General features: G+C 61.2%; 26 protein-coding genes. 19 read left to right on the forward strand and 7 right to left on the reverse strand.

Going from position 1 to position 24532, the window contains the following annotated elements:
• Nucleotides 1–6: 6 nt before the first annotated feature.
• From ACIPZE_RS07625 to ACIPZE_RS07650, 6 genes are all read left to right on the forward strand, one after another.
• On the forward strand, nucleotides 7–1365 hold the full coding sequence (locus ACIPZE_RS07625; RefSeq protein WP_400772225.1) for an FAD-dependent oxidoreductase: 1359 nt from the start codon (nucleotides 7–9) through the stop codon (nucleotides 1363–1365).
• 149 nt (nucleotides 1366–1514) lie between these two features.
• Nucleotides 1515–2483 (forward strand): LysR family transcriptional regulator, encoded by a 969-nt coding sequence (locus ACIPZE_RS07630; protein WP_129392772.1) that lies wholly within the window; start codon nucleotides 1515–1517, stop codon nucleotides 2481–2483.
• A gap of 38 nt (nucleotides 2484–2521) precedes the next feature.
• Nucleotides 2522–2977 carry a hypothetical protein gene (locus ACIPZE_RS07635; RefSeq protein ID WP_400772227.1) on the forward strand — a complete coding sequence of 152 codons (456 nt, stop codon included), beginning with the start codon at nucleotides 2522–2524 and terminating at the stop codon, nucleotides 2975–2977.
• A 72-nt stretch (nucleotides 2978–3049) separates the two neighbouring features.
• Nucleotides 3050–3889, forward strand: a complete 840-nt coding sequence (gene yghU / locus ACIPZE_RS07640; protein WP_400772229.1) for a glutathione-dependent disulfide-bond oxidoreductase — start codon at nucleotides 3050–3052, stop codon at nucleotides 3887–3889.
• Between the two features lie 283 nt (nucleotides 3890–4172).
• Nucleotides 4173–6350, forward strand: a complete 2178-nt coding sequence (locus tag ACIPZE_RS07645) for a TonB-dependent siderophore receptor (protein WP_400772230.1) — start codon at nucleotides 4173–4175, stop codon at nucleotides 6348–6350.
• A 134-nt stretch (nucleotides 6351–6484) separates the two neighbouring features.
• A complete protein-coding gene (locus tag ACIPZE_RS07650; protein ID WP_400772231.1) occupies nucleotides 6485–7678 on the forward strand; it encodes an ATP-binding protein in 1194 nt (397 codons plus the stop codon).
• 15 nt (nucleotides 7679–7693) lie between these two features.
• Here ACIPZE_RS07650 and ACIPZE_RS07655 read toward each other — a convergent pair whose 3' ends face one another.
• The 3 genes from ACIPZE_RS07655 to ACIPZE_RS07665 form a co-directional block, all read right to left on the reverse strand.
• Nucleotides 7694–8335 (reverse strand): LysE family translocator, encoded by a 642-nt coding sequence (locus ACIPZE_RS07655; protein ID WP_283436799.1) that lies wholly within the window; start codon nucleotides 8333–8335, stop codon nucleotides 7694–7696.
• Between the two features lie 397 nt (nucleotides 8336–8732).
• The gene (locus ACIPZE_RS07660; RefSeq protein ID WP_283436800.1) at nucleotides 8733–9074 is read right to left on the reverse strand and encodes a hypothetical protein; all 342 of its coding nucleotides are present in this window, start codon (nucleotides 9072–9074) and stop codon (nucleotides 8733–8735) included.
• A gap of 86 nt (nucleotides 9075–9160) precedes the next feature.
• The gene (locus ACIPZE_RS07665; protein WP_400772233.1) at nucleotides 9161–9805 is read right to left on the reverse strand and encodes an ATPase; all 645 of its coding nucleotides are present in this window, start codon (nucleotides 9803–9805) and stop codon (nucleotides 9161–9163) included.
• A 169-nt stretch (nucleotides 9806–9974) separates the two neighbouring features.
• Here ACIPZE_RS07665 and ACIPZE_RS07670 point away from each other — a divergent pair, with 169 nt between their 5' ends.
• The 10 genes from ACIPZE_RS07670 (at nucleotide 9975) to argE (ending at nucleotide 17788) form a co-directional block, all read left to right on the forward strand.
• Nucleotides 9975–10223, forward strand: coding sequence for a hypothetical protein (locus ACIPZE_RS07670; protein WP_129392747.1), 249 nt, complete (start codon nucleotides 9975–9977; stop codon nucleotides 10221–10223).
• Nucleotides 10224–10279: 56 nt separating this feature from the next.
• Entirely contained in the window at nucleotides 10280–11308 is a 1029-nt protein-coding gene (locus tag ACIPZE_RS07675; RefSeq protein ID WP_400772235.1) for an NAD(P)-dependent alcohol dehydrogenase, read from the forward strand.
• 106 nt (nucleotides 11309–11414) lie between these two features.
• Entirely contained in the window at nucleotides 11415–12572 is a 1158-nt protein-coding gene (locus ACIPZE_RS07680; protein ID WP_400772237.1) for a GGDEF domain-containing protein, read from the forward strand.
• An 8-nt stretch (nucleotides 12573–12580) separates the two neighbouring features.
• On the forward strand, nucleotides 12581–13078 hold the full coding sequence (locus ACIPZE_RS07685; protein WP_400772239.1) for a PaaI family thioesterase: 498 nt from the start codon (nucleotides 12581–12583) through the stop codon (nucleotides 13076–13078).
• A gap of 77 nt (nucleotides 13079–13155) precedes the next feature.
• On the forward strand, nucleotides 13156–13374 hold the full coding sequence (locus ACIPZE_RS07690) for a hypothetical protein (RefSeq protein WP_129392735.1): 219 nt from the start codon (nucleotides 13156–13158) through the stop codon (nucleotides 13372–13374).
• Between the two features lie 139 nt (nucleotides 13375–13513).
• Nucleotides 13514–13780: a FecR/PupR family sigma factor regulator gene (locus ACIPZE_RS07695; RefSeq protein WP_400772240.1), complete on the forward strand. Its 267-nt coding sequence runs from the start codon at nucleotides 13514–13516 to the stop codon at nucleotides 13778–13780.
• A gap of 271 nt (nucleotides 13781–14051) precedes the next feature.
• On the forward strand, nucleotides 14052–15371 hold the full coding sequence (locus ACIPZE_RS07700) for a flavin-containing monooxygenase (protein WP_400772241.1): 1320 nt from the start codon (nucleotides 14052–14054) through the stop codon (nucleotides 15369–15371).
• A gap of 57 nt (nucleotides 15372–15428) precedes the next feature.
• Nucleotides 15429–15845 (forward strand): RidA family protein, encoded by a 417-nt coding sequence (locus ACIPZE_RS07705; protein WP_129392726.1) that lies wholly within the window; start codon nucleotides 15429–15431, stop codon nucleotides 15843–15845.
• A gap of 120 nt (nucleotides 15846–15965) precedes the next feature.
• Nucleotides 15966–16643 carry a DUF1028 domain-containing protein gene (locus ACIPZE_RS07710; RefSeq protein WP_283436806.1) on the forward strand — a complete coding sequence of 226 codons (678 nt, stop codon included), beginning with the start codon at nucleotides 15966–15968 and terminating at the stop codon, nucleotides 16641–16643.
• Nucleotides 16640–17788 carry an acetylornithine deacetylase gene (argE, locus tag ACIPZE_RS07715; protein WP_400772243.1) on the forward strand — a complete coding sequence of 383 codons (1149 nt, stop codon included), beginning with the start codon at nucleotides 16640–16642 and terminating at the stop codon, nucleotides 17786–17788. Before ACIPZE_RS07710 ends, argE begins: the two co-directional genes overlap by 4 nt.
• Nucleotides 17789–17806: 18 nt before the next feature.
• Here the strand turns inward: argE and ACIPZE_RS07720 are convergent, their stop codons facing one another.
• Nucleotides 17807–18718, reverse strand: coding sequence for a LysR family transcriptional regulator (locus ACIPZE_RS07720; protein ID WP_400772245.1), 912 nt, complete (start codon nucleotides 18716–18718; stop codon nucleotides 17807–17809).
• A 384-nt stretch (nucleotides 18719–19102) separates the two neighbouring features.
• On the opposite strand from ACIPZE_RS07720, the gene ACIPZE_RS07725 reads away from it, so the two are divergent.
• The gene (locus ACIPZE_RS07725; RefSeq protein ID WP_129392714.1) at nucleotides 19103–20518 is read left to right on the forward strand and encodes a cytosine permease; all 1416 of its coding nucleotides are present in this window, start codon (nucleotides 19103–19105) and stop codon (nucleotides 20516–20518) included.
• 66 nt (nucleotides 20519–20584) lie between these two features.
• On the opposite strand, the gene ACIPZE_RS07730 is transcribed toward ACIPZE_RS07725, so the two are convergent.
• From ACIPZE_RS07730 to ACIPZE_RS07740, 3 genes are read right to left on the reverse strand one after another with little or no spacing between them, the layout of a single operon-like run.
• Nucleotides 20585–21448 carry an NmrA family NAD(P)-binding protein gene (locus ACIPZE_RS07730; RefSeq protein ID WP_400772247.1) on the reverse strand — a complete coding sequence of 288 codons (864 nt, stop codon included), beginning with the start codon at nucleotides 21446–21448 and terminating at the stop codon, nucleotides 20585–20587.
• Nucleotides 21449–21486: 38 nt separating this feature from the next.
• Complete coding sequence (locus tag ACIPZE_RS07735; protein ID WP_283436810.1) at nucleotides 21487–22023, reverse strand: carbonic anhydrase; 537 nt, start codon at nucleotides 22021–22023, stop codon at nucleotides 21487–21489.
• 26 nt (nucleotides 22024–22049) lie between these two features.
• Nucleotides 22050–22793 carry an SDR family NAD(P)-dependent oxidoreductase gene (locus ACIPZE_RS07740; RefSeq protein ID WP_400772249.1) on the reverse strand — a complete coding sequence of 248 codons (744 nt, stop codon included), beginning with the start codon at nucleotides 22791–22793 and terminating at the stop codon, nucleotides 22050–22052.
• Between the two features lie 164 nt (nucleotides 22794–22957).
• Between ACIPZE_RS07740 and ACIPZE_RS07745 the strand changes: the two genes are divergently transcribed.
• Together ACIPZE_RS07745 and ACIPZE_RS07750 are read left to right on the forward strand one after the other, a co-directional pair.
• Nucleotides 22958–23866 (forward strand): LysR family transcriptional regulator, encoded by a 909-nt coding sequence (locus ACIPZE_RS07745; RefSeq protein ID WP_283436812.1) that lies wholly within the window; start codon nucleotides 22958–22960, stop codon nucleotides 23864–23866.
• 1 nt (nucleotide 23867) lies between these two features.
• Nucleotides 23868–24491, forward strand: coding sequence for a glutathione S-transferase family protein (locus tag ACIPZE_RS07750; protein ID WP_400772250.1), 624 nt, complete (start codon nucleotides 23868–23870; stop codon nucleotides 24489–24491).
• Nucleotides 24492–24532 lie beyond the last annotated feature (41 nt).

Below are 24532 nucleotides of genomic sequence, written 5' to 3' on the forward strand. Positions count from 1 at the left end.
AGCACTATGTTCAAGTGGGAATGTCTGATCTGCGGCTTCATTTACGATGAAGCCAAAGGCCTGCCGGACGACGGTCTAGCGGCAGGTACACGCTGGGAGGATGTGCCGGATGACTGGTTCTGCCCGGAGTGTGGGGTCGGTAAAGCCGATTTCGAGATGATCCGGCTCTCGGCCTCAGCCGAGGTGATCCCGCAAGCGCCACACCTGCCCGACCCGGTGATCATTGTCGGATCAGGGCTGGCCGGCTACACCGTGGCGCGCGAGCTGCGCAAACTGGATAGCGACACGCCGATCCTTATCGTCACGCGTGACGGCGGCGAGTTCTACTCGAAACCGTCGCTGTCCAACGCCTTGCAGACCGGGCGTCTGCCGGAACAACTGGTCACCTTCAGTGCCGAACAAATGGCCACGCAACTGCAAGCGCAGATCAAGACGCGCACCGCGATCGAGCGCATCGACGCCGAGGCGCAACTGATCCATATCGACGGCCAGTCGCAACGCTACAGCGCGCTGGTATTGGCACTCGGCGCCGATGCACGACGCCCGGTCCTTGCTGGCGATGGCGCGCCGGCAATCATTACCGTCAACGACCTTGAGGACTACCGAAGCTTTCGTCAGCAGATCGGCCTGGCTAGCCGTATCGCCATTCTCGGTGGCGGCTTGATTGGCTGCGAATTCGCCAACGATCTGCGCCACGCCGGCCATGACGTGTGCATGGTCGATCGTGCCACCTGGCCGTTGAGTCGTCTGCTGCCGGTGGAGGCCGGCGAGGAAATGGCCAATGCGCTGGCGTCGCTTGGCGTGCGCCTGGAACTGGGCAACGCGCCTGTCGCGGTGCATCGCAGCGGTGCGACTTTTCATCTGCAATTGGCCGATGACAGCCTGATCGAGGTGGATTACGTGCTCAGTGCGATCGGTCTCGAACCGCGCGTCGAACTCGCGCGCGCCGCCGGCATCGCCGTGGCCGGCGGCATCATCACCGACGCCTGCCTGCGCACCAGCACGCCGAACATTTTCGCCTTGGGCGATTGCGCACGGGTCCACGACCTGGTGCTGCCCTACGTGATGCCGATCATGCTGCAAGCCCGCGCGCTGGCGCAGACGCTGGCGGGCCAGCCCACCCCGGTCGCCTACCCGGCCATGCCGGTAACGATCAAAACCAGTGTGCTGCCCACCGTGGTCGCCTCGCCGATGGACAGCGACGGGCTGTGGTCGACCGAGTGGGCCGATCGATGCGCCAAAGGCGTCGCCAATGTGAAGTCGCTTTATCACGATGAGCACAGCCAGATGCGCGGTTTCGTGTTGATGGGTGCAGCGACGCGACTCAAGGCCGAGCTGCTGAAAACCCTGCCGGACTGGCGCTAAGCGGCTATCGACTGCGCGCAATGAGCTTGCACGTAGACGTATTTCGGCGTATCGCTATATAGTCATCTATATAGCGATACAGTTTTCATCAGCACCCACTCAGGGAGAAGGAGCGATCTGCAGCGGGTCCCATAACAAGAGAGCCCGCCGTGTCCCAAGCCATCCCCAACTGCGATGCCCAACTTATTCGCACGCTCTACACCTTGCTCACCGAATGCAGTGTTTCCCGTACGGCCGAGCTGCTCGGACAATCGCAACCGGCGATCAGCGTGGCCTTGCGCCGGCTGCGCGAACTGACCGGCGATCAATTGCTCGTGCGCAGTGGCAGCCGCATGGTGCTGACCGCGCACGGCCTGACCTTGATCGAACCGGTCGCGCAGGCGTTGCACGGCATCGAGCAGATTCTGCACCCGGTCGACCTGTTCGATCCCGCCACCACTAAACAGACGTTCCGCATCAGCACCCCGGATTACCTCAGCGTGTTTTTCGTGCCGGCGATCATCGAGCGCTTCTATGCGCAAGCACCGTTCGCCACCCTCGAGCTCAAACACCTGCAAGCCGAGGGCGGCTATTCACGCGGTCTTGAAGACGGCTTTCTCGATCTGGTGATCGGCAACTGGCGAACCCCGGCAGAACATCTGCACCTGCAATCCTTATGCGACGATGACTTGGTGTGTCTGCTGCGCGAAGAACATCCCATCGAGCCGGGCGCGCTGACGCGGGAAGCCTACATGGCGGCCGATCATCTGGCAGTGATGACCCACAACGCGTCGGGCCAGGGCACCATCGGCGCCGAACTGGCGAAAAGCGGCCTGGTCCGGCGCGTGACCACGACCCTGCCCTACTTCTGCATCGCGCCCTATGTGTTGGTGAAATCGAATCTGCTGTTCACCACCACGCGTTCGTTTGCCAAGCACTACACCGAACTGTTGCCGCTGCGCATCGAACCTTTTCCGGTGCCGGCGCAACCTTTGCGCTATTACCAGCTGTGGCATGCGCGCAAGCATCGCTCGCAGGCATCGAAGTGGCTGCGCAGCGTGGTGCTGTCAGCTGCGCGGGCGATTGCGCCCGAGCCCTTGAGGGTGATCGAGCGCGAGCCTTCAGGGCAATCTGCTTAACTGAACCGTTGCACACTCTTCAGCACAGGAGCTCGGCAATGAAACCCGCAAAATCACTCAGCGTATTGATGCTTGCAGCAAGCCTGTCCGGCTGCGCCACTTCTTCCAGCCCCGGCGCGAACGTGACGCTCACCGCCACCCGCCAGAACAGCGGGCAGATCGGCAACGTCACCCTCGCTGACTGGGGCGGTAAGCAAACCGGCTTCAGTTTCTTCATCAGCGGTGCACCGAATGGCGCCTCGCTGCCCCTGCGCCTGTATGCCTTCGTCAATCAAGGCAGTTGCGCGCAACCGGGGCCGGTGGCCTATGCGATGAACGACAAAGTCAGCACTGAACGCCAGCCCGTGCGCGGTTGGGCATTTTCCAGAAGTGCGCCGGTGGCATTGTCGACATTGCTTGCCGGCGAATATTCGGTGGTCGTGCGCACAGCCGCGACCGATGGCAGCGTCGATATTTTTTGTGGTGATATCAGCCAGACAAGCACTGCGAAGTAAGCCTGGCAAGGGCGGCGAATTTTCCTTAGGGTGTCTGTCTCTTCTCAGCCAGCCAACGATGAGGTCAGTTACATGAGCAAAGCGCCCTACGTTCCGCCCCAGGTCTGGAAAAACGACGCACCGTCCGGCGGCCAGTTCGCCAGTATCAACCGCCCGACTGCCGGGCCAACCCATGAAAAGACCCTGCCGGTCGGCAAGCACCCGTTGCAACTCTATTCGCTGGCCACGCCGAATGGCGTAAAGGTCACCATTATGCTCGAAGAGTTGCTCGCGCTCGGTCACCGCGATGCCGAATACGATGCCTGGCTGATCCGCATCAACGAGGGCGATCAGTTCTCCAGCGGTTTTGTCGAGATCAATCCGAACTCGAAGATTCCGGCGTTGCTGGATCGCAGCGTCGAACCGCCGGTCCGCGTCTTCGAGTCTGGTTCGATCCTGCTGTATCTGGCGGAAAAATTCGGCGCCTTGCTGCCCAAGGATTTGGCCGGACGCACCGAAACCCTCAACTGGCTGTTCTGGCAAATGGGCGCGGCACCTTATCTGGGTGGCGGTTTCGGGCATTTCTATGCCTACGCGCCGGAGAAGCTCGAGTATCCGATCAACCGCTTCACCATGGAAACCAAGCGTCAGCTTGATGTGCTGAATCGGCGTCTCGGCGAAAGTGCTTATCTGGCCGGCGACAGCTACACCATCGCCGATATCGCGGTGTGGTCGTGGTATGGCCAACTGGTGCGCAACACGGTTTATTCGGCGGCAGAATTTCTCTCGGCGCAGGACTACACCCATGTCCAGCGCTGGGCCGAAGACATCGCCCAGCGGCCTGCGGTCGTTCGCGGCATGCGCGTCAACCGCACGTGGGGCGATGAAGAGAGCCAGGTTGCCGAGCGCCATCAGGCTGCAGATCTGGACTGAGTCATCCCTTCGGCGGCGGTGTCGATTAAGGCTCATATCATCGACACCGCTGCACACTGTTCCCCCCCACGCCCTGCCCTCTACACCTCGTAATTTCTCTGGCTTCACTCGCCCAAATCGTCCTGATTCGCGACTGTAAGCCACCCTGGAAAATGTGAAAAATTTGTTAACTGTCTGACTCGAATGCCTTTCTTCGTGCGAATCAATCTGACATGCTAATGCGAATACTTCTTACATGCACGTGCATCAGATTCGTTTTAGTATTTCCCGGGGAAGCAGATTGATGTCGTTTCAGACCATTCACCGCCGTTCGAACCTCTCGCCCAACGTGCTGGCAATCGCCATCTGCATGGCGGGCATCACCAGCGTTTCAGCTGAGGAAAAACCCCAGGCAGCGCCTGAAAAAGCCAATGCACCGACCACCCTCGAGCTGGGCGCTACCGAAATCGGCGCCACGCAACTGAGCAGCACCACCGAAGGCACGGACTCCTACACCACTGGCCCGATGCAGACCGCGACCAAGCTGTCGCTGACCATGCGCGAAACGCCGCAAGCGGTGACCGTGATCACCCGGCAGCGCATGGACGACCAGAACATGACCAGCATCAATGATGTGGTGAAGGCCACGCCGGGGTTGTTCCTCAATCAGTCCAGCGGCCCGGGCCGACAGACTTACAGCGCTCGCGGCTTCGACATCGATACCATCATGTACGACGGCCTGCCGAGTTCTTATTCGCCGTTCTCGATGGCGGTGCAGCCGAACCTGGCGATGTTCGACCGGGTCGAAATCGTTCGCGGTGCGACCGGCCTCGTCACCGGTGCCGGCAACCCTTCGGCGGCCATCAACCTGGTGCGCAAACGCCCGACGGCCGATCAACAAGTGACCCTCACCGGCGCCGCCGGCAGCTGGGATGATTACCGTGGCGAGATCGACGCCTCCAGCCCGCTGAATGACAGCGGCACCGTGCGTGGCCGGGTGGTGAGTTCCTATCAGGGCGCCGACAGCTTCCGCGACAAAGAACAGAACGATCACGGCTTGTTCTATGCCATCGGTGAAGCCGACCTCAGCGAAAGCACCACGGCGACCCTGGGCTTCTCCCGTCAGAACGAGCAAACCAACTATTTCTGGGGCGGCTTGCCGATCGGCACCGACGGTCATCACCTCGACCTGCCCCGCTCCACCTATCCGGGCACCGACTGGGAAAACAGGAAGCTGCAGATTGACACCGTCTTCGGTGAAGTCGATCACCGCTTCGACAACGACTGGAAACTGCACCTCGCCGGCTCGTCCTCGACACTCAACGGCGAGTTCTCCGGCACTTATCTGTCGCGCTACAAAGGCCCGCTGGAAACCACCGCCTACCAGTCGCACAACACCGACAAGCAAACCGCGCTCGACGCCTTTGCCAGCGGCCCGTTCGAAGCCTTCGGCCGCACCCACGAACTGGTCCTCGGCGCCAGCAACCGCGTCTACGATGCCACCTCCAAGGAATACGACCCGTACACCACGGCGTGGCCGATCGGTGCACCAAAACCGGACTTCGTGCGTGACAGCAAAACCCGCACGGTGACCACGCAGGATGCGGTGTACCTGACCACTCGCCTGAGCCTGGCCGACCCGCTGACGCTGATCCTCGGCGGCCGTCTCGACTGGTACGACTACGATGACCGCACCGGTGACGGCGACTACAAAGTCACCCGCAACCTGACGCGCTACTCGGGCCTGATCTACAAGCTCGACGATCACCACTCGCTGTACGCCAGCTACACCGACATTTTCACCCCGCAAACCCAGCAGGACATCTCCGGCAAACAGCTCGACCCGATCGTCGGCGAAAACTACGAGGTCGGCATCAAGGGCGAGTACTTCAACGGCGCCCTCAACGCCAGCCTGGCGGTGTTCCAGATCGACCAGACCAACCGCGCGACCCTCGCCGAAAGTCAGCTCGGCTGCCCGGTCATGACCTGCTACCAGGGTTCCGGCAAAGTCCGCAGCCAAGGCCTGGATGTCGAACTGCAAGGCGCCCTGACCGAGAACTGGCAAGTCGGCGCCGGTTACACCTACACCCGCGCGCACTACATCAAGGACGAAAACCCGGACAACAATAATCAGCGCTTCGACACCGATACGCCTGAGCATTTGTTCAAGGTTTCGACCCTGTACCGCCTGCAAGGCCCGCTGGAGAAATTCCGCGTCGGCGGCAACGTCTACTGGCAGAGCCGCATGTACAACGATGTACCGCTCAGCGTCGGCAGCTATCGTCTCGAACAGGGCAGCTACGCGGTGACCGACCTGATGGCTGGTTATGAAGTCAACAAACACCTGGATCTGCAGGTCAACGCCAATAACATCTTTGACCGCGTCTACTATTCCGCCATCGGCTACAACACTACGTGGGGTTCCACCGACAACTACGGCAACCCGCGCAGCTACATGCTGACGGCCAAATACAAATTCTAAAACACTCGTAAAACGTTCAACCGCGAAGGGCGCCTGGAACACCACGCGCCCTTCGTCTTTTTCCGACAAGCCCATTAGTCATCACCGGCGATAACGGATAGTCTCTGAGCAAACTCATTGCGAAGCGCCGCCTAATGACCAATCCGCAATTCATCCCAGACATCGAAGCCATCAGCAGCATTGACGCGGTGCCGGTGATTTTGAGTATGGTCAAACACCTCACCGGCATGCGCTTCGCGGCGGTGGCGCGGGTGACTGAGCGAAACTGGGTGGCCTGCGCCGTCGACGACTCGATCGACTTCGGGCTCAAGCCCGGCGGCGAACTGGTGCTTGAATCGACCATCTGTCACGAAATCCGCCAACACCAGCAACCGGTGATTTTCGGCCACGCCAGCGCGCACCCGATCTTTTCCCGGCATCACACGCCACAGACCTACGGCCTGGAAAGCTACATCTCCATTCCGATCGTCAAAGCCAATGGCGATTTTTTCGGCACACTCTGCGCCATCGACTCGGTGCCGGCGAATCTCGACGAACCGGCGATCGCCAAGACCCTCACGCTGTTCGCCCAGCTGATCGCCATGAGCCTCGACACGCAAAGTCATCTGGAGGCCGCCAAGGTCGAGCTGGCCAGTGCCAACGAACTCGGGCGGCTGCGCGAGCAATTCATCGCGGTGCTCGGCCATGACCTGCGCACACCGCTGAGCGCGATCCGCATGAGCGCCGATCTGCTGCAAACCAAAACCGAAGACAAGCGCTCGCTCAATCTGTTGTCGGCCATCCGCAACAGCTCGATGCGCATGGGCGTGCTGATCGAGAACATTCTCGACTTTGCCCGTGGCCGTCTGGGTGGCGGGATTCCGGTCCAGCGCAAACTGGTGGATGACTTGCAACGGACATTGCTGCTGACCCTGGAAGAGGTCCAGGCTTCGCACCCGCGCGCGACCTTCATTCATGAATTGAACGTACCGACGGGGGTCTATTGCGATGCCCTGCGCATCAGCCAGTTGCTGTCCAACCTGCTCGGCAACGCGGTGACCCACGGCTCGGCCAGCGCGCCGATCATCCTCAAGGCGTGTGCCGAGGGCGATGAAATCGTCATCTCGCTGAGCAATCAGGGCACGCCGATTCCGGCGCCATTGATGCCGCTGCTGTTCGAACCGTTTTCCCGGTCCGAAGCCGGTCAGCGCGGTGAAGGCCTGGGGCTGGGCCTGTACATCGCTGCGCAGATCACCGCTGCACACAACGGCACGTTGCAGGTGACATCCGATGCCGAGTCGGGAACCTGCTTTGTCGCGAGATTCCCGGCGCAGTTCAAATGGGTTTGAGCCGAAGTCCGGCGATCAAGCGGTCTGCCGGCGCATGGTCAGGATCGCGGCACCGAAACCAATGAACGTCGTGCCCACGACGCGGCTGACCCAACGCGACAGCGCCGGCCGCGTCAGCACCCCTTTGGCCCGCGAGGCCAGCGCCGCATAGACGCTCAGCGACGACACCGACAACGCCATGAAGATCGACGTCAGTATCAGGAATTGCGGCAGCAGCGCCGCGCCCTGATCGATGAACTGTGGGAACAGCGCGGTGAAAAACATCGTCGCCTTGGGATTGGTCACAGCGGTGAGAAAGGCTGACTTGTACAGTTTGCTGCGCGTCGGCCGCACCTTGTTCGCGTCCCCTTCCGTGCCTTCCGGCAGCATCGGGCCTTTTTTGCACAGCTGCTTGACGCCGAGATAGAACAGATACCCGGCACCGATGACCTTCACCGCGTTGAAGAGGACTTCCGAACTGGCCAGCAACGCGCCCAATCCGAGCATCGCCGCCGCCGACAGGCAGAACAGCCCACTGGCATTGCCCAACGAGGACCAAATGGTGCTGCGCTGCCCATGGGCCAGGCTGTTGTTGATCGCCATCAACGTCGCCGGGCCGGGACTGGCGATCGCAATCGCGGCGACCAGGGTGAAGGTCAGAATCGAGTGAGAATCCATTTTCAGTGCTCGCGATAAATGAGGTGAGGTGCGACATGTTACAGCAGCGGGGCGATCTGTCGCAGAGCCGACTATACCTTCTGCGGTAGCGCTTTCGCCCATTGACCGATGGACACCAGTGACTGTTTCGAACCAGCTGACTTTTCTATGCCGACAGTGGTTGAGTGCCTGTACGAACCCTGTGGGAGCGGGCTTGCTCGCGAAAGCGGTCTGTCAGGTCATACAGAGAGCGATTGATAAACGGCCTTCGCGAGCAAGCCCGCTCCAACAATGGGTGTGCGCAGTTTCAGCGAAACAAAGCAAAAAAAACCCCGCGACCGAATGAAGGCGCGGGGCAAAAAATTGGTTGGTTGCGGCCAACCAAAGGAGCTCTGTTACATACGTGTACGGGGTGAAATCAGATGCAGTCCTGCGCGGCGCGCTCAAAACTCGAAGGCAGGTAGTTCGAGGCCAGCAAGTGGCGCTCGTAGAGGAACACCTTGCCGCCGGTGCCAGCCTTGTAGGCTTCCAGAATGTTGTCCGCGGAAATCTTGCTCGGCACCACAATGCGGTAGCTGCGCTGGGTCTGCGACACCGTCGGGTTCAGCGCGCTGCCCTGCAGTTTCGGCACCACGCAATCGGCGTATTGCGCCGGAGTCTTGCTGGTCTGCAAGGTCAGGGTCGGGTTGTTCGGCGTGGAGGCACAACCGGCGAGCAACAGGGAAGCAACAGCCATGGCAGGCACAAATAAAGGACGCATCAGTAAAATCCTGAAAATAAAGGTTCGGTTCAACCGGCAACGGTTCAGCCTCACGGAGCCGCCGTTGCCATTTATGTTTTAAGTGTTCAGCTCGACGCCACCAGGGCCTTGAGCGACACATCGAATTGCTTCAATGCGTTAAGTTGCAGGTCACGCTGTCTGTCGATCTGCGCGGCGACTTGCGGCGCTGCCTGGTTATGTACCCAGACCGAAGGCAGTTGTTTCTCGACAGCGCCTTCGGCCTTGCCGATGTATTGCAGGTCAGCGTCGTAGAAGCGTGCGGTAAACCGCGCTTCGACCAGACTGTTGCGTTGCGTCAGCAGGCGATTGAAGGTGTCGAGCTTGACCACGATGTCCGGGTGCGCCTGAATCAGCGCATCGAGATTGTCGTAGACGGTCACCGACAGAAACTGTTGCTGCAACGAACTCATCAGCCAGTCGATCGCCAGTTCCGGATCGGAGCTGGCAACGAACGCCTGGCGAATCCGCGTATCGAGCGCATCTTTTGCGCCGTTCAACGCCATGTCGTGGTAACGCTCAAGGTATTGCAGGTTTTCCAGGGTGTTCTCGCTGAGCAGTACACCCACGGTCTGCGAGTGCTGCAATGTAGCGCTGCTGCCGGCGATGGTTTGAAGATGACAAGACCGGGCGTCGTCTGCGTAGGCCGGTGCAGTAGCAACCGCGCCGCCCATCAACAGGGCAACCAGAGCCAGTCGGGTCAGAGTCTTCATCGCGCAAATTCCTTGAGCTGCGTGTTCGATGGAGCCGATTTTCCGCTCATTACCGACAAAGCAGAACTTGCGTTTCGTGATGGTCACTATTACTTCTAGCAATAGTTGCGCGCCGAGCAGACTGATACACACTCACTACAACTAGAAAAAGATCAATGAGGATCCCGCTTTGAGAACGTTTGACCTGATCCGTGACGCCGTTCTGCCCGATTTTCGCGAGCGAGTGGCCGAGTATCTCGTCCAGTATGAAAGCGTCCTGCTGGACAAGAACATCGCCGATCCGCAGCTGATCAAGGACACCGCCAACCAATTGCGCGGCTACCTGCGTGGCCTCAACACCACACGGGTATTGGGCATGGCGTACTGGGAAGAGCTGGATCGGCGAGTCGTCGACACCTGGCTCGCGCCGGCGCAATGACCGACTAGACTTGCCGGGCTGTCACTGTCCCCGCGAGTCGAACCGGAGGTGTCCCCATGAGCAACACCGAACCCGCAACTTTCAATGGCTGGGCGGCGACCGCTGCCGGCGCACCGCTGGAGCGTTACAGCTACGATCCCGGCACATTGGGCGAAGAAGACGTCGAAGTCGCCGTGGAATATTGCGGCGTCTGTCATTCCGATCAGTCGCTGATCGACAACGACTGGGGCATCAGCCGCTATCCCTTTGTGCCAGGGCATGAAGTGGTCGGCAAAATCGTCCGCATGGGCACACAGGTGCGCGGCCTGAAAATGGGCCAGCGCGTGGGCATCGGTTGGTACAAGGGCAGCTGCATGCACTGCTCGTCCTGCATCAGCGGCTCGCAGCAACTGTGTGGCACCGCGCAACCGACGATCATCGGCAGCAACGGCGGCTTCGCCGACCGCTTGCGTTCACACTGGGCGTGGGCGATTGCGGTACCCGACAACCTTGACCCGGCCTTGGTCGGCCCACTGTTCTGCGCTGGCTCCACGGTGTTCAACCCGTTGCTGCAATTTGGCGTCAAGCCCACCGACCGCGTCGGCGTGGTCGGCATCGGCGGCCTCGGCCATCTGGCGCTGCGTTTTCTCAACGCCTGGGGCTGTGAAGTCACGGCGTTCACCTCGTCGTTGAACAAGCAGGACGAAGCCAAGCGCCTCGGCGCGCACAATGTCGTCGCTTCGACCGACAGCAATGCCTTGAAAGCCATTGCCGGCACGCTGGACTTTCTGTTGATCAGCGCCAACGCCGACCTCGACTGGACAGCCATGCTCGCCACCCTGCGTGCCAACGGCCGACTGCACTTTGTCGGCATCGTGCCCAGCGCCATTCCGGTGCATGTGTTCGATCTGATCCCGCAGCAGAAATCCCTGTCCGCCTCGCCGGTAGGCTCGCCCGCCACCATGGCGACCATGCTGGAATTTTGCGCCCGGCATCAGATTCTGCCGCAGGTCGAGATGTTTCCCATGAGCCAGGTCAACGAGGCGGTCGAGCATTTGCGCAGCGGCAAGGCGCGCTACCGCGTGGTGCTAGACGCCAGCCAGTAACCGTTCGGCGCGACGGCCACAGCCGCTCGCGCCGCCCTCCTGCCAAATCAGCCGCAAACGCTTACAATCGCCGGTCTTGCTGCCCCACAGACAGGCCCCTGAAGAAATGCCGCTCGACCCTCCTACGATGCTGACCCTTTCGATCGCGCTCGCGGCCGCTGCCGCGCTGTACCTGGCGGTCGAGTGGCGCAGCATCCGTGAACCTTCGCTGCTGTTCTGGAGCGCCGGGTTTGCCACGATCACCGTAGGCTCCACCCTCGCCCTGCTGCGCAGCAACGGCTTTGTGCTGATCGGGATCTGGTTTGCCAATGGCCTGCTGGTCACCGCGCATTTTCTGTTCCTGCTCGGTGTCGCGCGTTTTACCCAGACGCGGCTGTCGCGCGCCTGGTACCTGATTTTCCTGCTCTGGCTGGCGTTGTTACTGTTGCCGGACGGGCCGCAGTGGTCGAAAGTCATGCTGGTGGCCAACTCGCTGCTGGTCGCGGCGGCGACGCTCAAGGGCAGTTTCCTGCTGCGCCCGCACGGCAAATCGCTGAGCGTCGGCGCGGTGCAGTTGCGCTATGTGCTGCTGCTCCACGGCCTGTTCTATGTCGCCAAAGCGTTGACCGTGGTGATTCCCGGCACGCTGATCGACCTGGCCGCGTTCAAGGGCGAGATCATCCAGATTTCCCTGGTCGAGGGCGCGATGGCGATCATGCTGATTGCCCTGTCGATGACCGGCACCGAACGCTACCGCCGGGAACAGCAAATCGCCCGCCTCGCCGAGCGCGATCCGCTGACCGCCCTGTACAACCGCCGCGCCCTCGAAAAACGCGCACCACGCTTGCTCGCCGAGGTTTCGCCAGAGCGCCGTGGCGCCCTGCTGTTGATCGATATCGACAACTTCAAACTGGTCAACGACCTGTATGGCCATACCGCCGGCGACCGTTTGCTGATCGCCTTGAGCGAGATGATTCGCTCGCAACTGCCACGCAACGCCTTGGCCGCGCGCCTGGGTGGCGACGAGTTCGTCATGCTGCTGAGCAACGTCTCCACCGAACGCATCGTCGAACTGGGCAACGCCCTGCGCGAGCAGTTCCTCGCTAGCGCATCAGAGACTTTCCCCACGCCCGCCGCCGTGACACTGAGCATCGGCGCCAGCCTGTTCGACACGCCCCCGGCCAGCCTCACCGCGCTGATTGAACAAGGCGACGCCGCGCTCTACGAGTCCAAACGCGGCGGGCGCAACCGCATACGCCTGACCGGGCTTACCACTCCAGGATGACCCCTCGCATGTCCAGCCTCGAAACCTCCCTGCAAGACATCGCCGCGCCTGAAGGCGTCTGCTACGGCTGCGGCGGCAGCAACCCGCACGGTTTGCACATCAAGAGTCACTGGCACGCAGACGGCGTGCACGTCGTCGCCGAACACCTGCCCGACGCGCAATACTGCGGCTGGCCGCAACTGGTTTACGGCGGCCTGATCGCGATGCTGGTCGACTGCCATTCCAACTGGACCGCCATGGCCTATCACTACCGCAACGAACAACGCGAAGCCGGCAGCCTGCCGCGCATCGACTGCGTCACCGGCAACCTCGGCATCAAGTTCATCAAACCAACGCCAATGGGCGTGACGCTGACGCTAAGGGCGAAAGTCGAAGGCGAAATCGGGCGCAAGAGCCGGGTGATCTGCGAGGTGTATGCCGGTGACGTGCTTACCGCGATTGGCGATTCGGTATTTGTCCGGGTCGATACCGGGCAACTGGCAGCGGCAGCCCACGGTCAGGGATGATCAGCGCTGATTGAAAATATCTCGAACTCCGGCACGACCATCGTATCCAACGTACAGGTCACTGGAGGTTGAGAAAAATGAACAGCACTGACGATACCCAACCCGTAACACCGGCCGTCGACTCTTCGGGCAAACCGGTCAATGTGGTGCAACGCGATCTGGCAGACACGGATGACGACACCAAAGCCGTCGACGAGGTGATCACCCCCACCTCGACCCGCACCAAGGAGCAGGACGCCGAGACGCTGCAGCGCAAGGTCGACGAGATCGAGCGCAAGGTGGCGGATGGTAATTAGCTCGCGGGCAGATCTCGATTCAGTCGCTACAGCGGCCATGCGCGCCCGCCGATGAAAAAACGGTCATCACGGGTGTTTTGACGTTTTTTTATCAAACCGCTTCGTAGAGTGGCTGAATCGACCCAACAGGTAGCGCTCTATGGATACGACCCGCACCGAGATAGTGGACGACGCCGTCCTCGACCAGGCCGCTCATTGGTGCATGCGGCTGCACGACAATAGTTGCAGCGCCGACGAGCGCCGGGAATTTCAACAGTGGGTGCAAGCGGACCCGCGTCATGCCTTCGAGTACGCGAAAATGCTCGAGATCTGGGATCTCAGCGAGCATTTGCCGGCCGAGCCGGGCACGGCCAAGACCTTGCTGACGGGCCACCTGCCCGGGCAAGCCGGGGCGCGAAGGATCTAGCCCTTCGAGTATTTCAAAACAGGCGCGAGGCCATCGTCCGGTGGCCTCAGGCGAACTGATTTTTTCTTCCCTGCGGTGACATCCCGTTCAGTGCCCGCGCCCTGCGCGCCCGTATTCAAAGGCTTTCGCCCATCTGCATCAGAATTTTATCTTCACATCCCAGCTTAATAATATTTTACCGATACCCCCCCTCTCCCTAGTCTGACCTCAAGCAAAACGGACAAGCCGAACAGCGCCCGAATCCAACTGCCTTGCTAGGAAGGATGTAGAGATGACCACTGAAATAATAACAACAGACACGCTGATCGTCGGTGCCGGCCAAGCGGGCGTGGCGATGAGCGAGCACCTGAGCAAACTCGGTGTGCCGCACATCGTCCTCGAGCGCAACCGTATCGCCGAACGCTGGCGCACCGGGCGTTGGGACTCGCTGGTCGCCAACGGTCCGGCATGGCACGACCGCTTCCCGGGATTGGAATTCGATGACGTCGACCCCGACGGCTTTGCCCCGAAGGAACGCGTGGCCGATTACTTTGAAGCCTATGCGAAGAAATTCAACGCGCCGATTCGTACCGGCGTCGAAGTCAAAAGCGTTGTGCGCAATGTCGGTCGCCCAGGCTTCACCGTCGAAACGTCCGAAGGCGTGATCGAAGCCAGCCGCGTTGTCGCCGCCACCGGTCCGTTCCAGAAACCGGTAATCCCGGCAATTGCCCCGCAAGACCCGCGCTTGCTGCAAATCCACTCCGCCGACTATCGCAACCCGCAACAGCTGCCGCAAGGCGCGGTGCTGGTGGTTGGTGCCGGTTCTTCCGGGGTACAGATTGCCGATGAGCTGCAACGTTCCGGCAAGCAGGTTTATCTGTCGGTCGGCGCCCACGACCGCCCGCCTCGCGCTTACCGCAACCGTGATTTCTGCTGGTGGCTGGGTGTGCTCGGCGAGTGGGATCAGGCCGCCATGAAACCCGGCCGCGAGCACGTGACCATTGCCGTCAGCGGCGCCCATGGCGGGCGCACCATCGATTTCCGTGGCCTCGCCCATCGTGGCATGACGCTGGTCGGGGTCACCGAATCGTTCAACAACGGCGTGGTGACCTTCAAGCAGGATCTGGCGGGCAACCTCAATCGCGGCGATGAAAACTATCTGGCGCTGCTGGATGCCGCCGATGCCTACATCGAACGCAATGGTCTGGACCTGCCGGAAGAACCGGAAGCTCGCGAAACGTTTGCAGAGCCTGAATGCGTAAAAAACCCGCTGGCCGATCTCGATCTGGCCAAGGCTGGCGTGACGTCGATCATCTGGGCCACCGGGTTTGCCGTGGACTATTCCTGGCTGCAAGTCGCGGCGTTCGATGACAACGGCAAGCCTGTGCATCAGCGCGGTGTGTCGAGCGAGCCGGGAGTGTATTTCCTCGGTCTGCCGTGGCAGTCGCGTCGCGGTTCGTCGTTCATCTGGGGCGTCTGGCACGACGCCAAGCACGTCGCCGACCACATCGCCACCCAGCGCAAGTACCTCGACTATCGCGATGCCGAGCAGCGTGAAGCCGAACTGCATCAAGCCACGCACAGCCACGTTGCTGACACCGTCGACGCTTGATCCGCTCTTTCGCCCCGGCGCCGATTGCGCCGGGCCAACCTTTGTCAGGAGCTTCACATGAGCCAGCCAACTCACACCCGTATCCGCATGTTCAACACCAAAGACACTTACCCGAACCAGTCGCTGGACAATGACCTGTGCCAGGCCGTCCGCGCCGGTAACACGGTGTATGTGCGTGGTCAGGTCGGTACTGATTTCGATGGCAATCTGGTAGGGCTCGGCGATCCGCGTGCGCAGGCCGAACAGGCCATGCGCAACGTCAAGCAACTGCTCGAAGAAGCCGGCAGCGACATGAGCCATATCGTCAAGACCACCACCTACCTGATCGACCCGCGTTATCGCGAAGCGGTGTACGGCGAAGTCGGCAAGTGGCTCAAGGGCGTGTTCCCGATCTCGACCGGCTTGGTGGTCTCGGCGCTGGGGCAGCCACAGTGGTTGATGGAGATTGATGTGATTGCGGTGATTCCTGAGTAAGCAGGTTCACCGCGTTATGGCCATCGCGAGCAGGCTCACTCCTACATTTGGAATGCGTTCCCCTGCAGGAGTGAGCCTGCTCGCGATGAGGCCAGCCCAGACACACAAGGAGTTCAATAGATGACCTTTTCAATCGCAGCCCGCTGCGCCGAAACCGGCCAGTTCGGTGTCGCCATCAGTTCCTCCAGCATCGCCGTCGGCGCCCGCTGCCCATGGCTGCTGCCAGGCGTTGGCGCGGTGTCGAGCCAGAACATCACCCTGCCGTCGCTCGGCCCGGAAGTGCTGGCATTGATGGAACAAGGCCTGGCCCCGGACGATGCGCTGGACAAAGTCCTCACGCGCAACGGCTACAGCCAGTACCGCCAGATCACCGCGATCAACCATCTCGGCCAGACCGCACACTTCAGCGGTTCGCAAACCCTTGGCGTACACAACGCCGTGTCCGGTGATCAATGCGTGGCCGCCGGCAACATGCTCGCCGGGCGCTCGGTGATCGAAGCGATGGTCAGCGCCTTTGAAGACGGCGAAGGCCAATTGGCCGACCGCTTGCTCAAAGCCCTGCACGCGGCGCAAGCCCTCGGTGGCGAAGCCGGCCCGGTGCATTCGGCAGCGGTTGTGGTGGTCGGCGAACAGACCTGGCCGATCGTCAATCTGCGCGTCGACTGGGCGGATGAAAACCCGATCGGCCAACTGCAAAAACTCTGGGACGCCTATCAGCCACAACTGCAGGACTACATCGACCGCGCCCTCGACCCCGCCAAGGCGCCGGGTTACGGCGTTGCCGGTGATGATCGATGAACAGCGTCGAGTTGCTCAAGGCGCTGGTGGCGTTCGACACCACCAGCCGTGAATCCAACTTGCAGTTGATCGAATTCGTCAGGGATTACCTCGCAGATTTCGACGTGCCCTGCGCGCTGATCTACAACGATGAGCGCAGCAAAGCCAACCTGTTCGCCACGATCGGCCCAGTGGATCAACCGGGCATCGTGCTGTCCGGGCACACCGATGTGGTGCCGGTCGACGGTCAGCCGTGGACAATGCCACCGTTCGAACTGACTGAGCGCGACAGCAAACTGTTCGGCCGTGGCACGGCGGACATGAAGGGCTATATCGCCTGCGTGCTCGCGCTGGTGCCGGCGCTGGTGCAGGCGCCGTTGCGCATCCCGGTGCACATCGCATTGTCGTATGACGAAGAAGTCGGCTGCCTCGGCGTACGTTCGTTGCTCAAGGTTCTGGAGCAACGTCCGGTCAAACCGCTGCTGTGCATCATTGGCGAGCCGACTGAACTGAAACCGGTGCTCGGCCACAAAGGCAAACTGGCGATGCGCTGCGATGTGCAGGGCCATCCGTGCCATTCGGCGTATGCCCCGCTTGGGGTGAATGCCATCGAGTACGCCGCCGAACTGATCGGCGAACTCGGGCGCCTTGGCCAGCAGTTGAAAGCGCCGGAGCATCACGATGCGCGTTTTGATCCGCCGTACAGCACGGTACAGACCGGGGTAATAAGCGGCGGTAAAGCGCTGAATATCGTGCCTGCCGATTGCCGTTTCGATTTCGAGATCCGCGCCCTGCCCTCGCAGGATCCGGCGCTGGTCGCCGAGGCGCTGAAAAGCTATGCCGAACGCGAAGTGCTGCCGCGTATGCGTGCGGTCAGTGAACACAGTGAAATCCGTTTCAGAGAGTTGTCAGCGTATCCGGGCCTGGTCACCAATGCGCAGAGCCAGGCAGCCCAGCTGATCGCCAGCTTCAGCGGTTGCGAGGAATTCGGCACCGTGGCGTTCGGCACTGAAGGCGGACTGTTTGATGCGGTAGGGATTCCCACCGTGGTCTGCGGCCCCGGCAGCATGGATCAGGGGCACAAACCCGATGAGTTCGTCAGCCTCGATCAGTTGCAGGCTTGCGATGACATGCTCCAGCGCCTGCTGGTGTTTATCCGCGCTTGAAACCCGGTTCGACTGCACTCACGCGTACAGTCGGGCCAGTTCCTCACGGCAATGGTCGACAAACAACTGCACCGGTTTGGTCAGTTGCACGCGCCGCAACCACGCCGCCGACAAGCCCGAACCGGTCACCGTTTCCGCGAGCGGCACACATACGACTTGCTGGCCGTCGTAGGTGTAGTCGCTGAACGGTTTGGTCACCAGAATCGAAAAGCCAAAACCATTGCCGACCATGCCGCGCACCATCTCGATCGACGGCGAGCTGAAGACGATATTCGGCGTCAGTCCGCGTTCCTCGAAGATGCTCACGAAGTAGGTGCGGCTCGGCACCACGTCGAGCAGGATCATCGGTTCCAGCACCAGATCATGCAGCGAAACCCTGGCCTGTTGCGCGAAACGATGGTTGGCCGGGAGCAAGGCGTAAGGCTGCTGCGGCGGCATCAGCGGCGTGGTTTCGATGGTGCTGTCGAGGTCGTGTTCGAACATCATCGCGATATCGATGCTGCCGGCGGTCAGAGCCTGCACCAGTTCCTGCTGTTCGCCGTCGCGAATGCGGATTTCGACGCCGGGCCAGCGCGCCTTGAAACCGGCGATCAGGCGCGGCAGGTACAGCGGCGCGACGGTTTCGAAACAGCCGATATCGATCTGCCCGGACACCACGTCGTTGTCGGCCAGAGCGTTCTGCTCAAACTCATGCGCGACGCGCAACAGCTCCAGCGCCTTGCGATAGAAGCGCGAGCCGCTCGGCGTCAGCGAGACGCCTTGGGCGTGGTGGCGGATGAACAACTGCACGCCGAAGCTTTCTTCCAGGTGCTTGATCGCGGTGGAGACCGATGGCTGCGCGATATAGAGCTTGCGCGAGGCTTCGGCGACGCTGCCGCAATCGGCGGTTGTGACGAAGTATTTGAGCTGGCGCAGGTTGTAGGCGGCCATGGGAATCTCCAGAAATCAAAGGATCGCAGCCTTCGGCAGCTCCTGCACAGAGCACCTCTGAGGGGAATATCTGTGGCAGAAGGACTTATCTGTGTCAGAGGGATTTATCTGTGCCACAGGATTTATATGTGGCGAGGGGATTTATCCCCTCGCCACAGAAAATCCCCTCCCCACAGGACTGTGCAAAGCCGGATAAGGGTGAAGCCTGAACATACCGGAGCTATGCCTCACCCGGAGCATATTTTTTTTAAGGTCTGTAGCAACAAACTTACTAATTTATCTATCCCGATGCTTTGCACATGATCGCTTCAACAAGAATTGCGCCGCCCGTGCCGGCGCTTGCCGAAGTACGTCCACGTACTCATCCTTGCCTTGGAGTTCGTCATGGCTACCCCTGCAGCATCCTCCGCTCCGCTGATTGAAAAACACACGATAGGATACGTGCCCCCCGAAGATCGCCACGGAAAGGTCAGGGATCTGTTCACGCTCTGGTTCGGCGGCAACATCGCGCCGTTGCCCATCGTCACCGGTGCGCTGGGCGTGCAGTTGTTTCACTTGAATCTGGTCTGGGGCATCGTCGCGATTCTCGTCGGCCACCTGGTCGGTGGCGTACTGATGGCGTTGCACTCAGCGCAAGGCCCGCAAATGGGTATTCCGCAGATGATCCAGAGCCGCGCGCAGTTCGGCTCCCTCGGCGCGCTGCTGGTGGTGCTGATTGCCGGCGTCATGTACATCGGTTTCTTCGCCTCCAACATCGTTCTTGCCGGCAAGTCGTTGCACGGCGTGGCCGACAGCATTCCGGTGCCGGTCGGCATCGTTATCGGTGCCCTCGGTTCGGGGATCATCGGCATCATCGGCTACCGCTTCATCCACGTGCTCAACCGCATCGGCACCTGGGTGCTGGGGATCGGCATCGTCGTCGGTTTTGGCTACATCTTCACCCACATTCAAACCGATGATTTCCTCACCCGGGGCGGCTTCAACCTCTCCGGCTGGCTCGCCACGGTGTCGCTGGCGGCGTTGTGGCAAATCGCGTTTGCGCCGTACGTGTCCGACTATTCGCGTTACTTGCCGGCCGACGTCAAAGTCTCCTCGACGTTCTGGACGACGTATCTGGGTTCGGCGCTCGGTTCGAGCCTGGCGTTCATCTTCGGCGCCGTCGCTGTGCTCGCCACGCCCGTCGGCATGGACACCATGGACGCAGTGAAAATGGCCACCGGCTCCATCGGCCCGCTGATGCTGGTGCTGTTCCTGCTCAGCGTGATCAGCCACAACGCCCTCAACCTGTACGGCGCCGTGCTCTCGCTGATCACCCTGGTGCAGACCTTCGCCTACCGTTGGATCCCCACCGCCAAGAGCCGCGCGGTGATCTCGATCATCGTGCTGCTGGCCTGTTGCTTCGCCGCCGTCGGCGCCTCGAAGGACTTCATCGGACACTTCGTCGACATGGTGCTGGTGCTTTTGGTGGTGTTGGTGCCGTGGACCGCGATCAACCTGATCGACTTCTACGCGATCCACAAAGGCAAGTACGACATCCAGTCGATCTTCCAGGTGGATGGCGGCATCTACGGTCGCTACAACCCACAGGCTTTGCTGGCTTATGCGATCGGCATCGCCGTGCAGATCCCGTTCATGAACACGCCGCTGTACGTCGGCCCGGTGTCGGCGCACATCAACGGCGCCGATCTGTCGTGGCTGGTGGGCTTGCTGGTGACCTCGCCGCTGTACTTCTGGCTGGCGAATCGGGATACGTCCTATCGTCGGCGGATGATGGGCGGGAAGTTGGCGAGCAGCGTGTAATCGTCATCGCCTGAACGTAAAAAGGGCCGGAACGCTGTGCAGCGATCCGGCCCTGTTTCGTTACTCTCAGATGAAGCGCTGGCGATGCTCCTCGATGAATTGCGCGGGTGTCTGCAATGGCTGACCGATGATGGCCGCCCCCGAATCGTCGAGACCCTCAAGGCGTTTTTCTCGCTGGTCGATTTTCACCGCGTTGAAATGTACGGCAAACGCGGGATCGCCATCGACGCCGAGCAGCCGGACAAACTCCTCGACTTCCACCTGCTCGAAACGTACCTCCTTGCCCAGCGTACTGCCCAACAACGCGGCGAGCTCGCGGTGGCTGTACTCGATCGGGCCGTGCAGCGCATACGCCTGACCGCCATGCCCTTCGGGCTTGAGCAGGACATTGGCGACCACCAGTGCGATATCACTGGCCGCCATGGGTGCAAAACGGCTGTCGGCGTCGAACGGTGTCAGGTAACGGCCTTCACGAATAAAGTCGGCGATGTAGAGCATCCATTGGGCGAAGAACGTCACGCGCAAATGCGTGGATGGAATGCCCGACCAGGTGAAAATCTGTTCCGACATCCAGTGGTTCAACGTCGCCTGACTGCGTGCATCGGGTCGCGATTGCTTGTGCGACATGTTGACGATGTGCTTGACGCCTTGCTCCTTCGCCGCCTGCGCAAACAACGCGGCGGCTTCGACCAGCCCATCGCTCAGCGGATAGCAAAAATAGGCGCCGTCCACGCCTTTCATGGCCGGGCGCAACGACTTCAGGTCGCGCAAGTTGCCGACGTGAATCTCGGCGCCCATGTCCTTGAGTTTTTGCGAGCGCTCGTCTTCACGACGGACCAGAGCTTTGACCCGGTGACCGCGCTCAAGCAGGGCTTTGACGGTTGGCGCGCCGGTGTCGCCGGTAGAACCTGTTACCAAAAACGTACTCATCGTATTTCTCCAGATCAATGTTATGAAAATCGGGGTTGTCAGGGACGCAAGCGACCGGCCGGCACCACGGTCTCGACCCGGCCGGTGGCGACGTCGTAGACCAGACCGCTGACGCTGAAACCAGCGGGCAACTGTGGGTTGGCTTGCAGCGCCGCGACATCGATGGCCACGGCCTGACGCGGGTCGTTTATCGCCAGTGATGGCAATTGTTCCGTGGCCACGCCCATGTACTGAGCGAGCAAATCCGGTGCGTGGTGCAGGCATCCGCGAATACCGCAATCGGTGTGCTGCAGGACGATCAAGTGCCAGCCTTCACCGAGCGCCGCGCCGCCCGCTTGCGAAACGCGGCCGAGGATTGCCAGCGTTTCAAACAGTGCCGGGGTGACCCGACCACCGACATTGCGGATCACCGCGGCCTCGCCGGGTTGCAGGCCAAGCACATCCACCGGATCGACACGCGGATCGACACAACCGACGATCAGCGCGCGCTGGGAAGGAATGATCTTCAATTCGGCCGAGAAGCCGTTGGCGGCAAACGCGGCATTGCGTTCGAGCAGGGTTTGCAGGAAGTCCATGGCACACCTCGATCAAGGATGGGTAATCAGCCGCGCTGTGGCAGACGCGTCGACATCAGCGCCTGAAGCTTTTGCGGGTCAGCGATGAACGCCTGATGAATGCTGCGCGATTGGGCGCCAGCGACGACCTCATCGTTGATGCCGGCCTCGATCGCATCCAGTGCGTCAGTCACCACTTCGAGCGGGCTCAGGCGTGGTTCCGGAAGCTTTGCGCCCATCGCCGTTTCGGTCTGCACCGCCAGCACCCCGACCACCTGAGTACCCTGCCCAGCCAACTCGGCACGCAAACTGCGCGTCAGTGACAGGCCCGCAGCTTTCGAGGCGGAGTACGTTGCTGCCATCGGCAGGCTAACCAGCGAGAGCATCGACAACATGTTCAACACCGCGCCACCGGAGGCCGCCAGAACCGGCGCAAACGCTCGGGTCAGGGCCAATGGGCCGAAGTAATTCACTTCCATTTCCAGGCGAGCGTCGAGCATGTCCGGCGCGCTGATGGCGCCGTCGAACGCGGCATACCCGGCGTTATTGATCAGCAGCGTGATATCGGCGGCCACACTGGCAGCGGCAGCCACCTGATCGGGGTCAGTCACGTCGAGCGGCAGCGGCACCAGGCGGCGATCACCGCTCTTGAGCAGGTCGGCCAGCGCAGCGGTGTCGCGCACGGCAACGTAGACTTTCGCCGCGCCACGCTTGAGCAGTTCTTCGGCAAAGGTACGGCCAATGCCGCGGTTGGCACCGGTGACCAGGGCAATCGAATGGGCGATTTGCATGATGTGTTCCTCGAAGCTCGATAAGGGCAAGTTGCGGAGTTGGCGGCCGTGCCGCGTGTCCGATGTGGCCAATATCCACGCTTCGACTCATGCTCGGTAGCCAGTGAATTGGGCTAAGATTTATCTCGATCCAGCATCAATCCTCCGCGCACACGGGAACCGGCATGCCACTCAAAGACCTTCACAGCCTGCGGCTCTACACCCGCGTCGCACGCCTGGGCAGTTTCTCGGCCGCCGCGCGCGAGGCGGGCCTGACGCAATCCCAGGTGTCGCGAATGATTGCCGAGCTGGAAGCCAGCCTCGGCGCCCGGCTGCTGTCGCGCACCACCCGCGCGGTGGTGCCGACCGAAGCGGGCCTGGAGTTTCTGGCGCGGATGGAGCCAATCCTTGCCGCCGTCGACGATGCGGAAAACAGCGTGCGCGAAACCGGTGAACTACGCGGATTGCTGCGCATCGGTATGCCGTCGACGATGGCTATTCGGGTGATCATCCCGCGCTTGTCAGCGTTCACCGAACGCCACCCGCAACTGCACCTCGAACTGATGCTCGAAGATCAGTGGCAGGACATGGTCAAGGAAGCGGTCGATGTCGGGATTCGCGTCGGTAAACTGCCGGATCTGGCCGGCACGGCGAAGCTGATTGGCAGCATGCAACGAATCGTCGTGGCGTCCGCCGCCTATCTCGCGCGGCACGGCACGCCGCAACGCCCCGAGGAACTGGAACAACACCGGATCATCGGCGGGCCGGCGGCGGCGCAGGCTTCATCCTGGCAATTCGAGCGCGACGGCGCGACCACGTCGGTCAGTCTGACGGCGCAGATTTCGGTCAACGATACTGCCGGCGCATTGGCCGCGGCCGTGGCTGACTTGGGAGTCACCTCGACCACGTCCTGGGCCTGCGCGCAGGAGGTGCAGGACGGCACATTGCTGCAGTTATTGCCGGCATGGAAAATGGCCGACTTGCCGGTTCATGCCTACTTTCCCATGGGCCGCGCGACACGTCTGGCGGCGCGCGCGTTCGCTGATTTTCTCGCCAGCGCACTCGAACAACCACCCACCCTTTCAGGGCAATGACATGCTGCGAATACTCGGCAAGGCCTCATCGATCAACGTGCGCAAAGTGCTGTGGACGTGCGCCGAATTGCACATCCCGTTCGAGCGTGAAGACTGGGGTTCGGGGTTCAAATCGACGAATACCCCGGAGTTCCTCGCGCTGAACCCGTGCGCGATGGTGCCGGTGATTGAGGACGGGGATTTCACGCTGTGGGAATCGAATACGATCATCCGTTATCTGGTCGCGCGTTACGGCGGCGCGCAGCTTTATCCGTCTGGGCCGATGGCTCGGGCGCGGGTCGATCAGTGGATTGACTGGCAGGCTGCGGAGCTGAATCGCTCGTGGTCGTATCCGCTGATGTCCCTGGTGCGCAAGTCGCCGGATTATCAGGACAGCGCTGCGCTGGCGGTCGGGATCGAACAATGGTCGAAGAACATGCAGATTCTTGATCGCCAGCTGCAATCGACCGGTGCTTACGTCAGTGGCGAAGAGTTTTCACTGGCCGATATCCCGATCGGGTTGTCGGTGAATCGCTGGTTTGAAACGCCGCTGAAACATCCGCACTTGCCCGCCGTCAGCGCCTACTACGATCGCTTGAACCAGCGCGAGGGCTATCGCCTGTACGGGCGAAACGGCACGCCATGACGCAAAAAGCCGCTGATCCCGAATCGCGGAATCAGCGGTTT

It is taken from the genome of Pseudomonas sp. NPDC089741, assembly GCF_044748825.1.
GTDB classification, from domain to species: domain Bacteria; phylum Pseudomonadota; class Gammaproteobacteria; order Pseudomonadales; family Pseudomonadaceae; genus Aquipseudomonas; species Aquipseudomonas helmanticensis.

Bases quoted from the DNA above. Each gene is read 5' to 3' on its own strand.
- argE (WP_400772243.1), top strand. From the start codon at position 16,640: ATGAACAGCGTCGAGTTGCTCAAGGCGCTGGTGGCGTTCGACACCACC.
- ACIPZE_RS07750 (WP_400772250.1), top strand. From the start codon at position 23,868: ATGCTGCGAATACTCGGCAAGGCCTCATCGATCAACGTGCGCAAAGTG.
- ACIPZE_RS07660 (WP_283436800.1), bottom strand. From the start codon at position 9,074: ATGCGTCCTTTATTTGTGCCTGCCATGGCTGTTGCTTCCCTGTTGCTC.
- ACIPZE_RS07675 (WP_400772235.1), top strand. From the start codon at position 10,280: ATGAGCAACACCGAACCCGCAACTTTCAATGGCTGGGCGGCGACCGCT.
- ACIPZE_RS07740 (WP_400772249.1), bottom strand. From the start codon at position 22,793: ATGCAAATCGCCCATTCGATTGCCCTGGTCACCGGTGCCAACCGCGGC.
- ACIPZE_RS07680 (WP_400772237.1), top strand. From the start codon at position 11,415: ATGCCGCTCGACCCTCCTACGATGCTGACCCTTTCGATCGCGCTCGCG.
- ACIPZE_RS07720 (WP_400772245.1), bottom strand. From the start codon at position 18,718: ATGGCCGCCTACAACCTGCGCCAGCTCAAATACTTCGTCACAACCGCC.
- ACIPZE_RS07665 (WP_400772233.1), bottom strand. From the start codon at position 9,805: ATGAAGACTCTGACCCGACTGGCTCTGGTTGCCCTGTTGATGGGCGGC.
- ACIPZE_RS07685 (WP_400772239.1), top strand. From the start codon at position 12,581: ATGTCCAGCCTCGAAACCTCCCTGCAAGACATCGCCGCGCCTGAAGGC.
- ACIPZE_RS07635 (WP_400772227.1), top strand. From the start codon at position 2,522: ATGAAACCCGCAAAATCACTCAGCGTATTGATGCTTGCAGCAAGCCTG.
- ACIPZE_RS07650 (WP_400772231.1), top strand. From the start codon at position 6,485: ATGACCAATCCGCAATTCATCCCAGACATCGAAGCCATCAGCAGCATT.
- ACIPZE_RS07700 (WP_400772241.1), top strand. From the start codon at position 14,052: ATGACCACTGAAATAATAACAACAGACACGCTGATCGTCGGTGCCGGC.
- ACIPZE_RS07730 (WP_400772247.1), bottom strand. From the start codon at position 21,448: ATGAGTACGTTTTTGGTAACAGGTTCTACCGGCGACACCGGCGCGCCA.
- ACIPZE_RS07725 (WP_129392714.1), top strand. From the start codon at position 19,103: ATGGCTACCCCTGCAGCATCCTCCGCTCCGCTGATTGAAAAACACACG.
- ACIPZE_RS07655 (WP_283436799.1), bottom strand. From the start codon at position 8,335: ATGGATTCTCACTCGATTCTGACCTTCACCCTGGTCGCCGCGATTGCG.
- ACIPZE_RS07690 (WP_129392735.1), top strand. From the start codon at position 13,156: ATGAACAGCACTGACGATACCCAACCCGTAACACCGGCCGTCGACTCT.
- ACIPZE_RS07745 (WP_283436812.1), top strand. From the start codon at position 22,958: ATGCCACTCAAAGACCTTCACAGCCTGCGGCTCTACACCCGCGTCGCA.
- ACIPZE_RS07710 (WP_283436806.1), top strand. From the start codon at position 15,966: ATGACCTTTTCAATCGCAGCCCGCTGCGCCGAAACCGGCCAGTTCGGT.
- yghU (WP_400772229.1), top strand. From the start codon at position 3,050: ATGAGCAAAGCGCCCTACGTTCCGCCCCAGGTCTGGAAAAACGACGCA.
- ACIPZE_RS07705 (WP_129392726.1), top strand. From the start codon at position 15,429: ATGAGCCAGCCAACTCACACCCGTATCCGCATGTTCAACACCAAAGAC.
- ACIPZE_RS07735 (WP_283436810.1), bottom strand. From the start codon at position 22,023: ATGGACTTCCTGCAAACCCTGCTCGAACGCAATGCCGCGTTTGCCGCC.
- ACIPZE_RS07695 (WP_400772240.1), top strand. From the start codon at position 13,514: ATGGATACGACCCGCACCGAGATAGTGGACGACGCCGTCCTCGACCAG.
- ACIPZE_RS07645 (WP_400772230.1), top strand. From the start codon at position 4,173: ATGTCGTTTCAGACCATTCACCGCCGTTCGAACCTCTCGCCCAACGTG.
- ACIPZE_RS07625 (WP_400772225.1), top strand. From the start codon at position 7: ATGTTCAAGTGGGAATGTCTGATCTGCGGCTTCATTTACGATGAAGCC.